The sequence below is a fragment of the Micromonospora thermarum genome (assembly GCF_012034245.1).
Classification (GTDB): domain Bacteria; phylum Actinomycetota; class Actinomycetes; order Mycobacteriales; family Micromonosporaceae; genus Micromonospora; species Micromonospora thermarum.
Genome location: NZ_JAATEO010000010.1, coordinates 76,028 through 92,005, shown reverse-complemented (window position 1 = coordinate 92,005; position 15,978 = coordinate 76,028). Strand labels below are relative to the sequence as shown.

Annotated in this window: 14 protein-coding genes and 1 pseudogene; 6 read left to right on the top strand and 9 right to left on the bottom strand. The window is 70.8% G+C overall.

What is annotated here, in order from left to right:
* Positions 1–56 precede the first annotated feature (56 nt).
* From HCJ94_RS11510 to HCJ94_RS11495, 4 genes are all read right to left on the bottom strand, one after another.
* Entirely contained in the window at positions 57–695 is a 639-nt protein-coding gene (locus HCJ94_RS11510) for an acetyltransferase (RefSeq protein ID WP_309227224.1), read from the bottom strand.
* Positions 692–1,840 (bottom strand): DegT/DnrJ/EryC1/StrS family aminotransferase, encoded by a 1,149-nt coding sequence (locus HCJ94_RS11505; RefSeq protein WP_168000975.1) that lies wholly within the window; start codon positions 1,838–1,840, stop codon positions 692–694. The genes HCJ94_RS11510 and HCJ94_RS11505 overlap by 4 nt, the downstream gene beginning before the upstream one ends.
* Positions 1,837–2,502 (bottom strand): sugar transferase, encoded by a 666-nt coding sequence (locus HCJ94_RS11500; RefSeq protein WP_309227223.1) that lies wholly within the window; start codon positions 2,500–2,502, stop codon positions 1,837–1,839. Before HCJ94_RS11500 ends, HCJ94_RS11505 begins: the two co-directional genes overlap by 4 nt.
* A gap of 227 nt (positions 2,503–2,729) precedes the next feature.
* Positions 2,730–3,386, bottom strand: coding sequence for a D-glucuronyl C5-epimerase family protein (locus tag HCJ94_RS11495; RefSeq protein ID WP_168000974.1), 657 nt, complete (start codon positions 3,384–3,386; stop codon positions 2,730–2,732).
* Between the two features lie 176 nt (positions 3,387–3,562).
* Here HCJ94_RS11495 and HCJ94_RS11490 point away from each other — a divergent pair, with 176 nt between their 5' ends.
* Positions 3,563–4,501 carry a DUF389 domain-containing protein gene (locus HCJ94_RS11490; RefSeq protein ID WP_168000973.1) on the top strand — a complete coding sequence of 313 codons (939 nt, stop codon included), beginning with the start codon at positions 3,563–3,565 and terminating at the stop codon, positions 4,499–4,501.
* Here the strand turns inward: HCJ94_RS11490 and HCJ94_RS11485 are convergent.
* Complete coding sequence (locus tag HCJ94_RS11485; RefSeq protein WP_168000972.1) at positions 4,440–4,898, bottom strand: hypothetical protein; 459 nt, start codon at positions 4,896–4,898, stop codon at positions 4,440–4,442. The two genes, HCJ94_RS11490 and HCJ94_RS11485, sit on opposite strands and share 62 nt — an antisense overlap.
* Positions 4,899–5,429: 531 nt before the next feature.
* Here HCJ94_RS11485 and HCJ94_RS11480 point away from each other — a divergent pair.
* The 5 genes and pseudogenes from HCJ94_RS11480 (at position 5,430) to HCJ94_RS11460 (ending at position 11,361) form a co-directional block, all read left to right on the top strand.
* Entirely contained in the window at positions 5,430–6,650 is a 1,221-nt protein-coding gene (locus HCJ94_RS11480; protein WP_168000971.1) for a hypothetical protein, read from the top strand.
* A gap of 986 nt (positions 6,651–7,636) precedes the next feature.
* Positions 7,637–8,386 (top strand): annotated as a pseudogene (locus HCJ94_RS11475) (glutamine amidotransferase-related protein); the annotation flags it as partial.
* A gap of 2 nt (positions 8,387–8,388) precedes the next feature.
* Positions 8,389–9,642, top strand: a complete 1,254-nt coding sequence (locus HCJ94_RS11470; protein ID WP_168000970.1) for an ATP-grasp domain-containing protein — start codon at positions 8,389–8,391, stop codon at positions 9,640–9,642.
* Positions 9,632–10,633, top strand: coding sequence for a DMT family transporter (locus tag HCJ94_RS11465; protein WP_240944137.1), 1,002 nt, complete (start codon positions 9,632–9,634; stop codon positions 10,631–10,633). Before HCJ94_RS11470 ends, HCJ94_RS11465 begins: the two co-directional genes overlap by 11 nt.
* Positions 10,630–11,361, top strand: a complete 732-nt coding sequence (locus tag HCJ94_RS11460) for a phosphodiesterase (protein WP_168000969.1) — start codon at positions 10,630–10,632, stop codon at positions 11,359–11,361. Before HCJ94_RS11465 ends, HCJ94_RS11460 begins: the two co-directional genes overlap by 4 nt.
* Before the next feature lie 189 nt (positions 11,362–11,550).
* Here the strand turns inward: HCJ94_RS11460 and HCJ94_RS11455 are convergent, their stop codons facing one another.
* The 4 genes from HCJ94_RS11455 to HCJ94_RS11440 all read right to left on the bottom strand — a co-directional run bounded on the left by HCJ94_RS11455 (position 11,551) and on the right by HCJ94_RS11440 (position 15,958).
* Positions 11,551–11,709, bottom strand: coding sequence for a hypothetical protein (locus tag HCJ94_RS11455; protein WP_168000968.1), 159 nt, complete (start codon positions 11,707–11,709; stop codon positions 11,551–11,553).
* 52 nt (positions 11,710–11,761) lie between these two features.
* Complete coding sequence (locus HCJ94_RS11450) at positions 11,762–12,202, bottom strand: putative glycolipid-binding domain-containing protein (protein WP_168000967.1); 441 nt, start codon at positions 12,200–12,202, stop codon at positions 11,762–11,764.
* On the bottom strand, positions 12,114–12,584 hold the full coding sequence (locus HCJ94_RS11445) for a hypothetical protein (protein WP_168000895.1): 471 nt from the start codon (positions 12,582–12,584) through the stop codon (positions 12,114–12,116). Before HCJ94_RS11445 ends, HCJ94_RS11450 begins: the two co-directional genes overlap by 89 nt.
* An 878-nt stretch (positions 12,585–13,462) precedes the next feature.
* Positions 13,463–15,958, bottom strand: coding sequence for a Tex family protein (locus HCJ94_RS11440; RefSeq protein ID WP_168000966.1), 2,496 nt, complete (start codon positions 15,956–15,958; stop codon positions 13,463–13,465).
* Between the last annotated feature and the right edge of the window lie 20 nt (positions 15,959–15,978).

Here is a 15,978-nt window from a genome sequence, read left to right as displayed (position 1 = left end):
TTTCTCGGGACGCAGTCCGTTCAGCCGCGACTACTGCCGATGACGGCCGGTCCGGATCAGCGCGCCGGAACGCCCTTGACCACCACGCCGTCCGGGACGTCCCGCACCACGCAGGCGCCGGCCCCGAGGGTGCTGTCCCGCCCCACCCGGAGGCCCTGCAGCACCGCCGCCGTGGTGCCCACGAGGACGCCCTCCGCCAGCCGGCAGTCGCCCGAGATGGCGGCGAGCGGGTTGACCGAGACGAAGTCGGCGAGTACGCAGTCGTGGCCCACGGTGGCGTTCTGGTTGAGGTGCACGTGCCGGCCCAGGGTGACGTTCGTGGTGACGCGGGCGCCGGGGAAGGCGACGAACCCCGCCCCGTACCGGGTGTCCGGGCCCACGGTGGCGTCCGGGTGGACGAGGCTCGCGGCCGGTGTCCCGTACGCGTCGACCCGCGCAGCGACGGCACGCCGCACCCGCGGGTCCCCGATGCCGATCACATGGTGCGTGTCCGGCGGCGCGTCGCGTAGCCACGCGACGCCGCCGAGGTAGGGCACGTCGAGGCGCTGCACCCGTTTGAGGTTCTCGTCGGAGGGCCGGTCGTCGACGAACCCAGCCAGGTGCCAGCGGGGCCCACCTGCGGCGACCACCGCCCGGGCGATGGTCAGCACCTCCCGACCGTGGCCGCCGCAGCCCACGACCACCAGTGGCGTCACGCGGACGACGCTCCGGTCCGGGCGCTCAGGAACTCGTCGATCGCGCCGAGGACGGACACGATCTCCCGCTCGGTGAGGGCGCTGCCGCTGGGCAGGGTCAGCCCCTCGGCGAACAGGTCGTCGGCAGCCCCGGTGAGCAGGCTCTCCGAGCCCGCGTACGCCGGCTGCCGGTGCATCGGCTTCCACACCGGGCGCGTTTCGATGTCCCTGGCGGCGAGGTGGGCAGCCAGGTCGGCCGCCGTCCAGCCGGACCGCTCCGGGCGCACGCGGATGACCGTGAGCCAGCAGTTGGACGCCGTGTCCTCGGCGCCGACCAGCTCGACACCCGGCACCGGTGCGAAGAGCTTCGCGTACCGGTCACGAAGCTGCCGGCGGCGGCCGATCATCCCGTCCAACCGCACGAGCTGCGCCCGGCCCAACGCGGCCAGCAGATTGCTGAGCCGGTAGTTGTACCCGGTCTCGCGGTGCTCGTAGTGCGCCTTGGGCTCCCGCGCCTGGGTGGACAGGTGCCGGGCCCGGGCCAGCAGCGCCATGTCGCCGGAGACGAGCATCCCGCCGCCGGAGGTGGTCATGATCTTGTTGCCGTTGAACGACAGGGCGCCGACCCGACCGAACGAACCCGCCGCCCGGCCGTGGTGCGCTGCGCCCAGCGCCTCGGCGGCGTCCTCCACCACCGGAACGTCCGCTTCCGCGCAGACGGGCAGCAGCGCGCTGTAGTCCGCGCAACTGCCGAACATGTCGACCGGCACCACCGCGCCGATCCGCTCACCGCGCGAGCGCAGTCGGTTCAGCAACTCGGCGACCAGCGGGACGTCGACGTTGCCGGTGTGCGGGTCACAGTCGACGAAGACCGGCCGGGCACCGGTGTACCGGACCGCGTTCGCGGTCGCCACGAAAGTCAGCGTGGGGACGAGGACGGTGTCCCCCGGGGAGACGCCCACACCGAGCAGCGCCAGGTGCAGTGCCGCGGTCCCCGAACTGACCGCCACGGCGCCGCGGGTGCCGATACGGGCGGCGACCTCTCGTTCGAAGGCGTCCAGGTCCGGGCCGGCGGGCGCGACCCAGCCGGAACGCAGGGCTGAGATGAGGTACGACTCCTCCAGCGGCCCGACGTCGGGCGGTGACAGGTACACGGTGCGCGTCATCGACGTCCGCCCTGCCGTACCGTGGCGGCCCGTCGGGGCGTCGCCGACGGCGGGATCCCCGGCCCGGCCGTCGGCACCGTTCCGGCCGGTGTGCCGAGGAACTCCGGTGCGGTGGCCACACCGGCTGCCGAGATCCCCTCCCGCCGCAGCACGGTACGCACGGTCGCGATGAGGATCGACAGGTCCAGGCGGAGGCTGCACGTCTCGACGTACTCCACGTCGAGGTCGAACTTCTCCTCCCAGCTCAGACCGTTGCGGCCGCGGACCTGGGCCAGCCCGGTGACGCCGGGCCGTACCTCGTGGCGACGGGCCTGGCTGGCAGAGTAGCGGGACAGGTACTCGGGCAGCAGCGGGCGGGGGCCGACGAGGCTCATGTCGCCCCGCAGCACGTTCCAGAGCGTGGGCAGTTCGTCGAGGCTGGTGGAGCGCAGCCAGCGACCCAGCGGCGTGAGACGGTCCGCGTCCCCGACGAGGCCGCGCCGGGGGTCCGGAGGACGCATGGTCCGGAACTTGACCAGCTCGAACGGCTCACCGTGGCGACCGGCGCGGCACTGGCGGAACAGCACGGGCCGCCCGAGCCCGGCGGCGACCAGCAGGGCGACCATCGCCATCACCGGCGCGAGCAGCACGAGCAGGACGGCCGCCGCGACGATGTCCAGCACCCGCTTTCCCCGCGCGGGTCGGATCGACCGCGGAGGACCCTCGGGCGTCACCACAGCAGACACCGGCACCGTTCCTACCTCCCGGTCAATCGGACAAACCTCTGAAAAAGGTTGTATCAGGCACGTGCGTGAGGGATGGCGCAAACAGGCATAGAACTCCGATCCCGTCGGGACAAACGCCGAGCAGCGGGGGAGGACACGGGTGCCGGTGGCATCCCGTGCGCGGGTCATGGTGCAGGCGTGAGGCCCTCGACGGCCGGTAGCCAGAGGCCCGCGTAGGCACCAGCCGTGATCTGGTAGCTCAGTCGACCGTTGACCCAGGCGGTAGCGCTGAAGGGGGCCGCGGAACTCCGGGAGAAGGTGAACGTTCTGCGCTCGGTCACGGTCCACCCCGCGCTGTAGCGATACCCCGTGTATGTTCCGGACGCGAAGCGCAGCGTCCGTTCCGGCGTGTACGCGTGTTTCGCCACCGCACCCAGCAGGACCCGGTCTCCCGGTGCCTCTGCTACCAGGTAGCCGGCCAGGGCGCCGTTGTAGATCCGGTAATGGATGCCGCGGCCCCGAACGCGGATGCGCTGATCCGCGTTGGCGTTGGACTGGCGGGACAAGGTCAGCGACTTCTGCTCGAGGACCGCGCCCGCCGAGTTGGGACAGCCGACCGAGTACCGGCTGATCCATTCGGGAGCGCGGAAGCTCGCGGGAACATGGTGACGCAGGGTCGAGGCAGCGCCGTCGAAGATCGCGACCGCCCGCGAGTCGGCGGTCAGCCGCCAGTAGTCGTACACGCCGTAGAGGGCGAAGATGTGGCCGTTGAGCACGCGTTCTCCGGTCACACCAGGCGTCACCGGGTACTCCTCAAGCCACAGGAAGCCCTCCTCGTCCACCCAACTCGCCCAGGGGAGCCCGGACACCGGGGGGAGTAGCAGGCTGATCCGACAGCTAGCCATATGGCGGACTTGCTCCCGGTAAAGCTTCGCAACCTGGAGGCTGGGTTCCCCTTCGGCTGGGAGACGGCGGCTGAGGCAGTAAGGTCCGATCACGCTGCCGCGAGGGGAGAGACGTGCTGCACCTGAGGGTCATCGCGCCGCCGGACCGGTCCACGGCGGTGGTCGACCTCTTGACGACCGAACCCGGGGTGACCCATCTGGCGGTGCTCGACGGTGCCGCCCGCCAACCGCGGGGCGACCTCATCCTCTGCGACGTCGTACGGGAGAGCGCCGACGGCGTGCTGCACCGGCTGCAGCAGCTCGGCGTGGAGGTGCACGGCGGGATCTCCGCCGACGACGTGGAGATGACGATCTCCACCGCCGCCGAGCGGGCCGCCCGGGAGGCACCGGGCAGCGGGGCGGACGCCATCGTCTGGGACGAGATCGCCGCCAAGACGGGGGAGCAGACCGAGCTCTCCGCCACCTACCTCGTGCTGATCACGGTCGCCACGATGATCGCCGGCATCGGCGTCCTCCTCGACCAGCCGATCCTCATCGTCGGCGCGATGGTCGTCGGCCCCGAGTTCGGTCCGCTCGCCGCGCTCTGCGTCGCGCTGCTGCGCCGCAAGGGGCGGGTCATCATGCGGTCCGTGCAGGCCCTCGTCGTCGGGTTCCTGGCGGCGATGGCGCTCACGGTGGTCAGCACCTGGGCGTTGACCGCGGCCGACCTGGTGAGCCGCGACATGCTGCTGGCCGAGCGTCCGCTGACCGACTTCATCTGGCGGCCCGACGCGCTCTCCTGGGTGGTGGGCCTGCTCGCCGGCGTGGCCGGCATGCTCTCGCTGACCTCGAAGAAGTCCGGCAGCCTGGTCGGGGTGCTGATCTCGGTGACCACCGTGCCGGCCGCCGCGAACGTCGCGGTCGCCACGGCGTACGGGGTGTGGCACGAGGCGGCCGGCTCCGCGCTGCAGCTGCTGATCAACCTGTGCGCGATCGTGCTCGCCGGCCTGCTCACGTTGGTGGTGCAGCAGACCTGGTGGCACCTGGCGCGGCGTCGTCAAGCCGCCGGCTGAGCAGCACCCGAAGCGGCACGGACTCCCCGTCGCGCCCGCCCGCGCCGATGACCAGGGGCGCCGGGCCGGGCTGCGGGTCCGCCCCGAACAGTCGGGCACGCAGGCCGCCCCGCACGGTCAGCAGGTGGAACCGGCCGTCGACGTCGACCGCCCGCGTGCGGGCCCGGTCCACGTACCAGCCGCGCAGCCGGGTCCGGTACCGGCCGCGACCGTCGTACGACCGCGCCGTCAGGCGCTCGCTCGGCAGCCCGCGCCGCCGGGCCTCGGCGACGAACCAGGCGACCAGCTCCGCCGCCTCCGCGGCCTCGGCCGCCCGCCGGCGCTCGTCGGCCGCCGCGTGCGCCGCCACCGCCCGCTGCCGCCGCTCCCGCCAGTCCAGGCCGTCCTCCGCACCCACGACCGCGACGGTACGCCCCGACGCCGCGCCCCGACGACCGCGGTCCTATCCGTTGGCGGGCGGGAACCCTGTTCGGAGGCTGTCGAGCTGCCCCATGAACGGGACCGCCGGGTGCCGGTTGCGGACACTGTCGCGGCCGCCGCGTGCATTGGGTCGCCGGGCGGGTGGTGCGGAGGTTGTCGTGCTGCCCCGTGGATGGGATCAGCGGGCGGGTGGTGCGGAGGTTGTCGTGCTAACGACACGTCGTTGAATCGCACCCCGGCGCACCCGTCCGAGGCTCAATCAGGCCGCGTCGGCTCGCAGGCAGTCGTCCACCACCTGCCCGCCTCCTGTAGGGAAATACCCGAGAGGGTCGCGGGAGTGTCCCCGTTGGAGCCGACCGCCGACCGTACGTGCAGGACCGCTGGCGCGGCATAGGAGCGGGCGACGCACCTCGGCGTAGGCTCAGCCACCTGACATCGGGAGCCGGGCGCGGCATGCGCCGGCCAGGTGCGAGGGCGACCCGGCCCGTACTGTGACGAGGGCGATCGCATGCCGGACTATGACCTGAACCGCCTCGGGTCACGGGCGTTCGAGCAGATGATCGTCGCGCTGGGCCGTCTGGAGATCGGGCCGGGTGTCCAGGTGTTCGGCGACGGACCTGACGGCGGCCGCGAGGCGACGTACACCGCGACGATCAACTGGTCGGCCACGTCGACGGGCGTCAGTGACCGGATCGACGCCTGGACCCGCTACGTGGTCCTGCAGTCGAAGTTCCAGATCAAACCGAAGCCGGAACCGCGCGACAACGCGGTCTGGCTCCAGGGCGAGATCTCCCGTGAGGTCGCCAGATGGATCAAGGTCGTTGCGGAGCGCACCCGCTCCCGTCTGCCCGACTACCTGATTTTCGTGACGAATGTCGATCTGACCGCGGTCGCGGAGGCGGGTGGCATCGATACCATCAACAGCTTCATCGCCAAGAAAATCAACGAGAAGGAGACGCGCGACAGCGGCCTGCACGTCAAAGGTTTTGTGATCTGGCACGCTGACCCATCACCCCGGTGCTCTTCCTGGTCGCGACCGCACTGTCCGTCGAACCGGCCAGCACCTCCACCCTGGTGTACGGCAACCGGTGGTCGTTGGCGGTCCCGGCCAGGGCAAGTCGACCCTCAGCCAGCTGGTCGCGCAGGCGTACCGCGCTGCCATGCTCCAGGAGGCCGATCTTGGCCCCTCGCACGTGAGGTGGTCGACGGCACCGTTGCGGCCCTGGAGCGGCTTGGACTGGGCGTGCCCAGCAACCGTCGGTGGCCGGTCAGGGTGGACCTGGCGAAGTGCGCCGAGGAGATCAGTACGGGGACCGAGACGACCTTGCTCCGGTGGATTTCCACCATGATCCAGAAGCGCACGGAGCAGGATATTCAGCCTGTTCAGCTGCGTGAGTGGCTCAGGACCTGGCCGTGGGCACTCATCCTTGACGGCTTGGACGAGGTCCCTTCGGCCGCTGCTCGGCGGATGCTCTACCGGCAGATCGGATCGACCGGAATGTTCACCACCCGGTCCGGCGCGGCGATGCCGTACGCCCGGCTCAACCCGGACACGGCCCCTGCCCCGCCGACCCGTCAGGACGGTCCGGGGCCCGGTACCGGACGCTCCTCGTGCTGCTGCCCGTCCGGCCCCGCCGCCATTGTGGGGTGTGGACCGTCCGGCGTGGGGTGGGGCGCCGGGACCGGCTGGGGAGAGCGGCCTCGCAGCCTCCGGGCCGCCAGTTGGTAGCCCGCCTGGAAGCGGCTCTCCGAGCGGAGGCTCGCCATTATCTCCGCGACGTGGCGGCGGCATGTTCGGATTGACAGGCCCATGCGGCGGGCGACCGCGGCGTCGGTCAGGCCATCGGCGAGCAGTGCGGCGATCTGGGCCTGCAGGCTCTGCGTGAAGTCCTGCTGTTCGTCGGCGCCGGTGTGGTACGGCTCGGCGGCCTGCCACAGGCGCTCGTACTGGTGGACCGTCCACCCGATCACGGCGGGGTCGCGGATCAGGATGGCAGCGGCGGGGTTCTCCGGGTCCTCGATCAGTGCGGCGGTGCGGTCGAAGACGAGCAGGCGGCTGAACTCGTCGCCGATCGTGCGCACTTCGGTGCCGGCGGCCTGCAGGCGGTCCAGGCGGTGGGCGACTCCGGCGTGGAACCGGGCCGCATGCTGATGCAGCAGGCGGCTACGGACGCCGGGGTTCGGGGGCGTCTCGTCGTGTAGGACCGTCTCTTCCAGGATTCCGCCCGATCCGCCGTTGCCCGGGTGTGCGTTCAGGATCTCGTCGGTGCAGCCCTTCCGGAGTTCGGCGATGATCGCCCGCGCGGCGGCCAGGGATCTGATCCGCTCCACCGGCGGCGGCGGGCTGGCCAGGCGGGAGCGGCCGGCTTCGAAGATGGGCACGAAGTCCTGCAGCCGGTCCCGAGCCTCGTCTATTTCGGTGTGGCGGGCCCGTACCTCATGTTCGAGGGGCAGCAGCACGTGTTCGGCCGCGTCGCGCGGATGAACGGCTGCGAAGCGCTTGCCGGAAAGGTGGCGCACCAGACCGAGACCAATGAGATGTGCCACAGCGCCCTGCACTTCCGCTCGCGAGAGTCCCAATTCAGGCGAGGCGTTCTGGACCTTCTTGTGACGCAGCACATATTCGTAAACCTGGTGCAGGTGTTTGTCCTGGCGACGGCGCTCGTTCATCGATCCTTCTTGTTCGGTTTCGCTCCATTTTGCACGCGATGCAGCCTGCCAGACGCGTACCTGTCGGTGACCGAGGCGATCCGGGCCGGCGGCATCGCCGCCTCGGCGCGGGTGCGTATCCGATGGGTCACCTCCGAGGACTGCGCTACACCGGCGGGCGCCGAGGCACAGCTCGCCGATGTGGACGGCATCTGCATCCCTGGCGGTTTCGGTGAGCGTGGCGTGCCGGGAAAGATCGAGACAGTCCGATTCGCTCGCGAGAATGGCGTACCACTGCTCGGGCTCTGCCTCGGCCTGCAATGCGTGGTGATGGAGGCGGCGCGTAACCTACTGGGCCTGGCCGGAGCGAACTCCACCGAGTTCGACCCGGAGACACCGTTCCCGGTGGTGTCCACCATGGCGGAACAGGTCGGCATCGTCGGCGGCGGCGGTGATCTGGGCGGCACGATGCGCCTCGGCACGTACCCCGCGGTGCTGGCTGAGGGCTCTGTCGTGCGCGACGCGTACGGCGGGGCCGCCGAGGTGTCCGAACGGCACCGGCACCGATATGAGGTGAACAACGCGTACCGGGACGAGTTGCAGGCCAAGGCTGGACTGGTCATCTCCGGCACGTCACCGGACGGGTCCTTGATCGAGTTCGTGGAGTACCCGAATGACGTGCACCCCTATCTGGTGGCGACGCAGGCTCACCCGGAATTCCGCTCCCGGCCCACCCGGCCGCACCCCCTGTTCGCCGGACTCCTCAGGGCTGCGGTACGCCGCGCACAGTCCGAACACACAGACGAGAGGTTTTGACCATGAGGACCCCCCATCGACCGGTCGTCGCGATAGTCGACGCCTTCTCGACCGCACGGCACTTGGCCCCGCTGTTCCACGCCGCCGGCTTCGACTGTCTCCACGTGCAGAGCCTGACTGACCCGCCCGCGCTGTTCGCGGCATCGTTCCAGGCGGACGACTTCCTGGACACCGTCGTGCACGCCGGTGATCTGGACGCCACGGTGGCCGCGATCCGCCCCTACGCTCCGGTTGCGTTGCTCGCCGGTGCGGAGAGCGGTGTCGAGATGGCGGACGCATTGAGCGAGGCCATCGGGGTGCGTACCAACGGCACCGCGCTGAGCGCCGCCCGCCGGGACAAGTTCCGGATGATCGAGACGGTGAAGGCGGCCGGTCTGCCGGCCGCCGACCAGGTCCTCGCCACCGATCTGGACACCCTGCTCGACTGGTACGGCGGCACCGACCGCCTGGTGGTGCTCAAGCCGCTGCGCGGTGCGCTGAACGACGGCGTGCACTTCTGCGGCACCGCGGCCGAGGTGCGGTCCGCGTTCGAAACGCTGACCGGCCGGCGTAGCGCACTGGGGCAGGGCAACGACGGCGTGGTCGCCCAGGAATACCTGATCGGCGCCGAGTACTACGTCAACACCGTCAGCATGGACGGCAAGCATTACGTCTGTGACCTGTGGCGCACCCATCACGTGCGCGTGAACGGCGTGCGTGACCTGCTCGCCGGTTCGCAGCTGATGGTCCGGGACGGCCAGGAGCAGGAAGCGCTCGTGGCGTACGTGAGCAAGGTGCTGGACGCGCTCGGCGTGGCGAACGGCCCCGCGCACACCGAGGTCAAGCTGACCCCGGACGGCCCGCGGCTGATCGAGACGGGCGCGCGTGTCTGCGGGGCCGAGCTGCCACTGCTGACCCGGGCAGCGCTGGGCAGCAGCCAGCTGGAGTGGACGGTCACCGCGTACACCGACCCGGACACGTTCCTGGCGAACTGGCAGAACCACTACGAGACCCCTCGGCACGCGGTGTGCGTCAACATGATCGCACCCACCGGCGGAAAGCTGATCGGTTACCCGAGGATGGACGAGATCGAGGGGCTGGAGAGTTACCACGGCCGGCTGACCCGGGTCGGCCCCGGCCAGGAACTTTCGCAGACCATCAACGACCTGACGTATCCGCTGCTCGTGCACCTGGTCCACGAGGTGGAGGGGGTCATGATGCGCGACTACATGACGGCTCGCTACCTCGACGGTGAGGGCTTCTACGATGTCGCGTAGCGCCGCCCCGGCGACCCGGGTCGCTCCCGTCCTGGGCACCCTGCTGGTGCTCGGCTACTGCGTCATCAACTCCACCAAGTCGGTGTTCGAGGGCTCGCTGGTCCAGCACCTGTCCCCGGAGTTCATCGCCTTCAACTCGTTCGTCCTCGCGCAGGGGTTCTACTTCCTGGTCTGCCGGGACAAGAAGGCGCTGCTGGCCACGGTCCGGCGCTGCCTGCCGGACGTGATCGCGCTGAACCTGGCCACCATGGTCTGCTGGGTCGCGGTGCTGTACGCGTTCACCGTGTTCGAGCCGGCCATGGCGAACTCGGTGATTCTCGGCCTGGTGCCCGGCATCACCATCGTGCTCGGCTTCAAGCTGCGCCCCGGCGTGCGGGCACTGCGCCTGGAGGTGGTCGCCGCGCTCGGCATGCTGGCTGCCATGGTGTTCCTGGTCGCGGCGGCCTGGAACGGCTCCTCCGCGATCGGTGACCTGTCGAAGGGTGACCTGGCGGCGGGGCTGATCTACTGCGTGCTGACCAGTTTCGCGCTGTCCGCCGTCACCTATTTCACCAAGCGTCTCGGCGACAAGGGCATGTCCGTGCAACAGATGATGGCGTCCCGGTTCGGGGTGCTCATCCTGGTCACGCTGGGCCTGCTGATCGCCCGGGACAGCTTCGCCGCGTACACGCCCCGCAACATCGGCGCGATCCTGCTGATCAGCACCGTCGGTGTGATCGTTTCGCTGTACCTGCTCCAGGCAGGCATCGTCCGCACCGAGCCGATCACGGTGTCGATGCTCTTCGGCACCAATCTGATCATCACGTACCTGGCCCAGTTCCTCGACCCGCGACTGCACCAGTCCACCGCCACGTTCATCGGCGTGGTGGTGCTGTCGGCGGCGATGTGCCTGGGTGCGTGGGCTCGCTGGCGCCACGGCCGGGACAACTCACCGGATCGGGTGCCGGCCGAGGCGGACGGCGCCACACAGAGCGCCGGAAACCAGAAGTGACCGTCCTGGCGCATTTCAGCGACCTGCATCTCGACGGCAGCCCGGAACGTGCGGACCGGGCGGGCCGGGTGGTGTCGTACCTCTGCGCCCTGCCCGGAGCCCTCGACGCCGTCGTGATCACCGGTGATCTGGCGGAGAACGGCACGGCAGAGGAGTACGCCCAGCTCCGCGAGGTGCTGAAGCCTCTGCACGACCGCTTCCCGGTACTGATGTGCCCCGGCAATCACGATGTGACGCCGGTGTTCGCCGAACATCTGGCGGCACCGCAGTCGGCGGCCGCCCACGGCGGTGTGCAGATCCTGCTGGTGGACTCCTCGATCCCCGGTGAGGACGACGGCCTGCTGTCAACGTCCACGCTAGACTGGCTGGACGCCCGGCTGGCCGCCGCCCCCGGGACTCCTGCCGTCGTCGGCTTCCACCACCCGCCGGCCGCGCTGGGTATCCCGTTCATCGACGTGATCGGCCTGCGCAACCCGGCAGCCTTGGCTACCGTGCTGTCCCGCCACCCGCAGGTGGTGGCGGTGCTGGCCGGTCACGCGCACGCGGCGGTGTCCACGACCTTCGCGGGGGTGCCGTTGCTGGTGGCTCCGGGTGTGGTGTCGACGGCGGCGCTGCCGTGGGAGTGCGCCAGCACGTGGAGCTACCAGGACGACTGGGTCTCCCTGATGTTCCACACCCACACGCCGGGCGGGTTCACCACCCATGTGCGGACCATATCGGCCCGGTAGGCAGGAACGGTCCGGCCCTCTGGTCGGAGGGCAGCCGGTGCACCGGTCCGGGAGGGCCCGGTGCACCGGCGCGGTTGCTCACCTGCCGGCGCCGCCGGCCGGCGGGTCGTCGACGATGATTCGGGGTGACGCGCCGCCACAAGCCCGGCAGCGGCGGTCCGGCACTCATGACGGGAAGCCGGGACGGCTTTAGCGCAGCGCGCGCCGGGCGTGGATGACGCCGAGGACGATGGCCGCGATCAGGGCCACGAGTCCGATGATTAGCAGCCATTTGAGCGCTTTGAGGATCAGTCCGAGCACGATGAGCACGATGGCGACGACGCCGATGGCGATGAGCAGGGCACGCATGGCAGTCTCCTGGATGGCGGCTTTTGCCTGGTGTTGTGGTGGGAAAGCCTCCTCAGTCGAGGCGGCGGACGAGCCCGGGGTAGTGGGTCACCATCCGGTCGGCGTCGATCTCGAGGGCGGCGCAGTAGCCGTCCATGCCGAGGTTGATGGTGTGCTGATCGACCATGGTGAGGGTTTCGACGCGCGGGATGACGGCCAGCGAGGGCACAAGGATGTAGGCGGCGTTGACCTCGATCGGATGTCCGAGTGCGAGTCCGGTGCGGTGCAGCATCGGTGTGAGAGTCATCGGCACGGTCGCCGCGTGTACATCCAGTACGCCAGTCAGCCGGTCAGGGTCGTCCATGCCCGGCAGTGGTGCCTGGGGATGTCCTGAAGCGGCCAGAGCATCGTCCAGGCTGCCCGTTTCATGGGTGCTGACGTGCCACTCGCCACCGTCCCGGCGTAGGTGCAGTTCCCGGCTCCATAAACCCCGGCTCCCGGGCCGCGACGGCATGCCGGAGCCGTTCCCGGTGCGGAACCTGCTGCTGGTACGCGCGCAGACTCGCATCGTGCCCGTGTTCCCGGCAGTGTTCGTCGAACGTCGCGATGAGCTCGGCGACGGAGTGGGCGGGGATGTCATACAGCCGGGTGCCGGCCTGCCGGTCGAACGATTCCGCCGCGGCCTCGGCGTCCGGCCCGACGATCGCGAAGTCGGTTGCCGGACGCTCTTCGTCGCTTGGCGTCCGGTCGCCGGACCACAGTTCGAGGTAACCACCGTCCAAGACCACCAGCTGCCCGGACGGACACGTCACCTCGCCGGGCCCCACGTCAACCGTCATGATCATGAAGTCTAGCCAGGCGGGCAACGCGGGGCGGACCCAGACGGTCCGCACCACGCCGCGGTCGACAACCGGTTGACGACCCTTTGATCAGCCACCTGATGCCGGCGTCGACTGCGCCGGCCACGACGCCGCGCACGCCGGCAAGTCGATGGTGCGGGGGCTGTGGATAACCGGTGAGGCTGTGGAGGACGCCCACCGCGCCGTCGGCGTTCTGGTGGCCATCCGCCCGGGGTCCGGAGTCGAGGTCGTGACTATGGCGGTCACTCGGAGGGGTCGACGGCCGGTCTGAGTCTTGTCGGCATGCCGGGATGCTGGTGGCGTCGCGGGTATGCCCATGCTGCTGATCACCGGCGTCTACCGGATTCCTGGCGCGGCACCGGACGGTGACTCCGTCCGTTTCTACCCCGCGACCGAGACCGGTGGGCCCGGGTGCAGGGCCCGCACCGGGTACGGCCCCTGCGGTGAGGGGGCGGCTCGCGAGGCGTGGTCCACGGCGGCGCTGAGGCCAGCGTGGAGCAAGGCAGGGCGGCGCTGCGGAGGCCGGTGTTCAGGGCACCGGTCGCCATCCCGGAACCGGCCTCCCTTAGGAAGCCGCTCTACCTGAGCAAACAGCGCCTCCTGGTGTTCAACGCTCCATCTCTGCCCCGTGCATGGGACCACCGGCCGCGCGGTGCCGATTGTCGGATTGCCCGAGGAATCTCGGGACACCGGGCGCGGGCACCACGCGATGGTCCGTCGCCCGGTGCCCCATCTGTGCGGGCAGCTCGACAGGGACGTCATCCGCACCGACGCACCGACGGCCAGCGCCGAGCGAGGCGCCCGGCTGCGCTGGGCGCCCGGCGTCCCCAGGTGGTGGCTGTCGCGGACGGACCACAGGCTCGATCCGTCCGCGACATCAGCTCCACATCGGCGGGATCCGCTCCACGTACCGGTCAGGCCAGACCGGCCCGACGCAGCGCGTCGGCCATCGCGCTGTTGGCCGGCGGCGGGGTCGCACCGCCACGGCCCTGTCGCGGCTGCCCGCCGCGGCCACCCTGGCCCTCGCGCCCGCCGGAGCCGCCCTGGCCGCCGGAGCCGCCCTGGCCGCCGGAGCCGCCGCGTCCGGCGGAGCCGCCCTGGCCACGTCCGCCCGAGCCGCCCTGGCCGCGCCCGGCGCCCCGGTCACCGCGCGGTCCACCCTGCTCACCGCGCGGGCCGCCGCGCTCGCGGCGACCGCCGTCCGCGCCGCCGCGGCCGGCGTCAACGTCGTCGTCCAGGCGCAGGGTCAACGAGATGCGCTTGCGGGGTACGTCGACGTCGAGGACCTTCACCTTGACCACGTCGCCGGACTTGACCACCTCGTGCGGGTCCTTCACGAAGGTGCGGGACATCGCCGACACGTGCACCAGCCCGTCCTGGTGCACCCCGACGTCCACGAACGCGCCGAACGCCGCCACGTTGGTGACCACGCCCTCCAGGACCATGCCCGGCGTCAGGTCGGCGAGCGTCTCGACGCCCTCGACGAAGGCGGCGGTGCGGAACTCGGGCCGCGGGTCGCGGCCGGGCTTCTCCAGCTCGCTGAGGATGTCGGTGACGGTCGGCAGGCCGAACGTGTCGTCGACGAAGTCGGTGGCCCGCAGCCCCCGCAGGATGGTGCTCTTCCCGATGATCGACCGCAGGTCCTGCCCCGTGGCGGTGAGGATCCGCCGCACCACCGGGTACGCCTCCGGGTGCACGCTCGACGAGTCGAGCGGGTCGTCGCCGCCGGGGATGCGCAGGAAGCCCGCGCACTGCTCGAACGCCTTCGGTCCGAGTCGGGCGACCTTCTTCAGGTCGCCCCGGGTGCGGAACGGTCCGTTGGCGTCCCGGTGCAGCACGATGTTCTCCGCCAGGCCGGCGCCGATGCCGGAGACCCGGGTCAGCAGCGGCGCGGAGGCGGTGTTGACGTCGACGCCGACCGCGTTGACGCAGTCCTCGACGACCGCGTCGAGCGACCGGGACAGCTTCACCTCGGACAGGTCGTGCTGGTACTGCCCGACCCCGATGGACCTCGGGTCGATCTTGACCAGCTCGGCGAGCGGGTCCTGGAGGCGGCGGGCGATGGAGACCGCGCCGCGCAGGGACACGTCCAGCCCGGGCAGTTCCTGGGCGGCGTACGCGGACGCCGAGTAGACCGAAGCGCCGGCCTCGGACACGACGATCTTGGTGAGGTCGAGCTCCGGGTGGCGCTTGATCAGGTCACCGGCGAGCTTGTCGGTCTCCCGGCTCGCGGTGCCGTTGCCGATCGCCACGAGCTCCACCCGGTGCGCGGCGGCCAGCCTCGCCAGGGTCTCGATGGAGGCGTCCCACTGCCGGCGCGGCTCGTGCGGGTAGATCGTGTCGGTGGCGACCACCTTGCCGGTGGCGTCGACGACGGCGACCTTCACGCCGGTCCGCAGGCCCGGGTCCAGACCCATGGTCGGGCGGGCGCCGGCCGGCGCGGCGAGCAGCAGGTCGCGCAGGTTGGTGGCGAAGACCCGGACGGCCTCTTCCTCGGCGGCCTGCCACAGCCGCATGCGCAGGTCCGCGCCGAGGTGGATGAGGATCCGGGTACGCCAGGCCCAGCGCACCGTGTCGGCCAGCCACTTGTCGGCCGGGCGCCCCTGGTCGCTGATCCCGAAGCGACCGGCGACGGCCGCCTCGTACCGGGTCGGGCCGGTGGCCACCGCGTCGGAGTCGCCCTCCGGCTCCGGGTCCATCGTCAGGTCGAGCACGCCCTCCTTCTCGCCCCGGAACATGGCGAGGATGCGGTGCGAGGGCAGCTTCGGGTACGGCTCGGCGAAGTCGAAGTAGTCGGCGAACTTGGCACCGGCCGCCTCCTGCCCCTCGCGTACCCGGGAGACGAGCCGGCCCCGCGACCACATCTGCTCGCGCAGCGTGCCGATGAGGTCGGCGTCCTCCGCGAACCGCTCGATGAGGATGGCGCGCGCGCCGTCCAGCGCGGCGGCGGCGTCGGCCACCCCCTTGTCCGCGTCGACGAACCCGGCGGCCGTCTCGCGCGGATCCCGCGTCGGGTCGCCGAGCAGCGCGTCGGCGAGCGGCTCCAGGCCGGCCTCGCGGGCGATCTGCGCGCGGGTCCGCCGCTTCGGCTTGTACGGCAGGTAGATGTCCTCCAGGCGGGACTTCGAGTCCGCCGCCATGATCTGCGCTTCCAGGGCCTCGTCGAGCTTGCCCTGGCTGCGGATCGACTCCAGCACGGCGGCCCGCCGCTCGTCGAGCTCGCGCAGGTACCGCAGCCGCTCCTCCAGGGTGCGAAGCTGCGTGTCGTCGAGCAGGCCGGTGGCCTCCTTGCGGTAGCGGGCGATGAACGGCACGGTCGCGCCGCCGTCGAGCAGCTCCACGGCCGCGCGTACCTGGCGCTCGGCGACGCCGAGTTCCTCGGCGATCCGCTGATGAACAGAGAGGGTCACGATCTCGATCCGCCTTCGGA

What these genes read in the sequence shown, in the direction of transcription:
- HCJ94_RS11505 (WP_168000975.1), bottom strand. Translation starts at nt 1,840, where the DNA reads ATGACGCGCACCGTGTACCTGTCACCGCCCGACGTCGGGCCGCTGGAG.
- HCJ94_RS11480 (WP_168000971.1), top strand. Translation starts at nt 5,430, where the DNA reads ATGCCGGACTATGACCTGAACCGCCTCGGGTCACGGGCGTTCGAGCAG.
- HCJ94_RS11470 (WP_168000970.1), top strand. Translation starts at nt 8,389, where the DNA reads ATGAGGACCCCCCATCGACCGGTCGTCGCGATAGTCGACGCCTTCTCG.
- HCJ94_RS11465 (WP_240944137.1), top strand. Translation starts at nt 9,632, where the DNA reads ATGTCGCGTAGCGCCGCCCCGGCGACCCGGGTCGCTCCCGTCCTGGGC.
- HCJ94_RS11455 (WP_168000968.1), bottom strand. Translation starts at nt 11,709, where the DNA reads ATGCGTGCCCTGCTCATCGCCATCGGCGTCGTCGCCATCGTGCTCATC.
- HCJ94_RS11450 (WP_168000967.1), bottom strand. Translation starts at nt 12,202, where the DNA reads ATGCCGTCGCGGCCCGGGAGCCGGGGTTTATGGAGCCGGGAACTGCAC.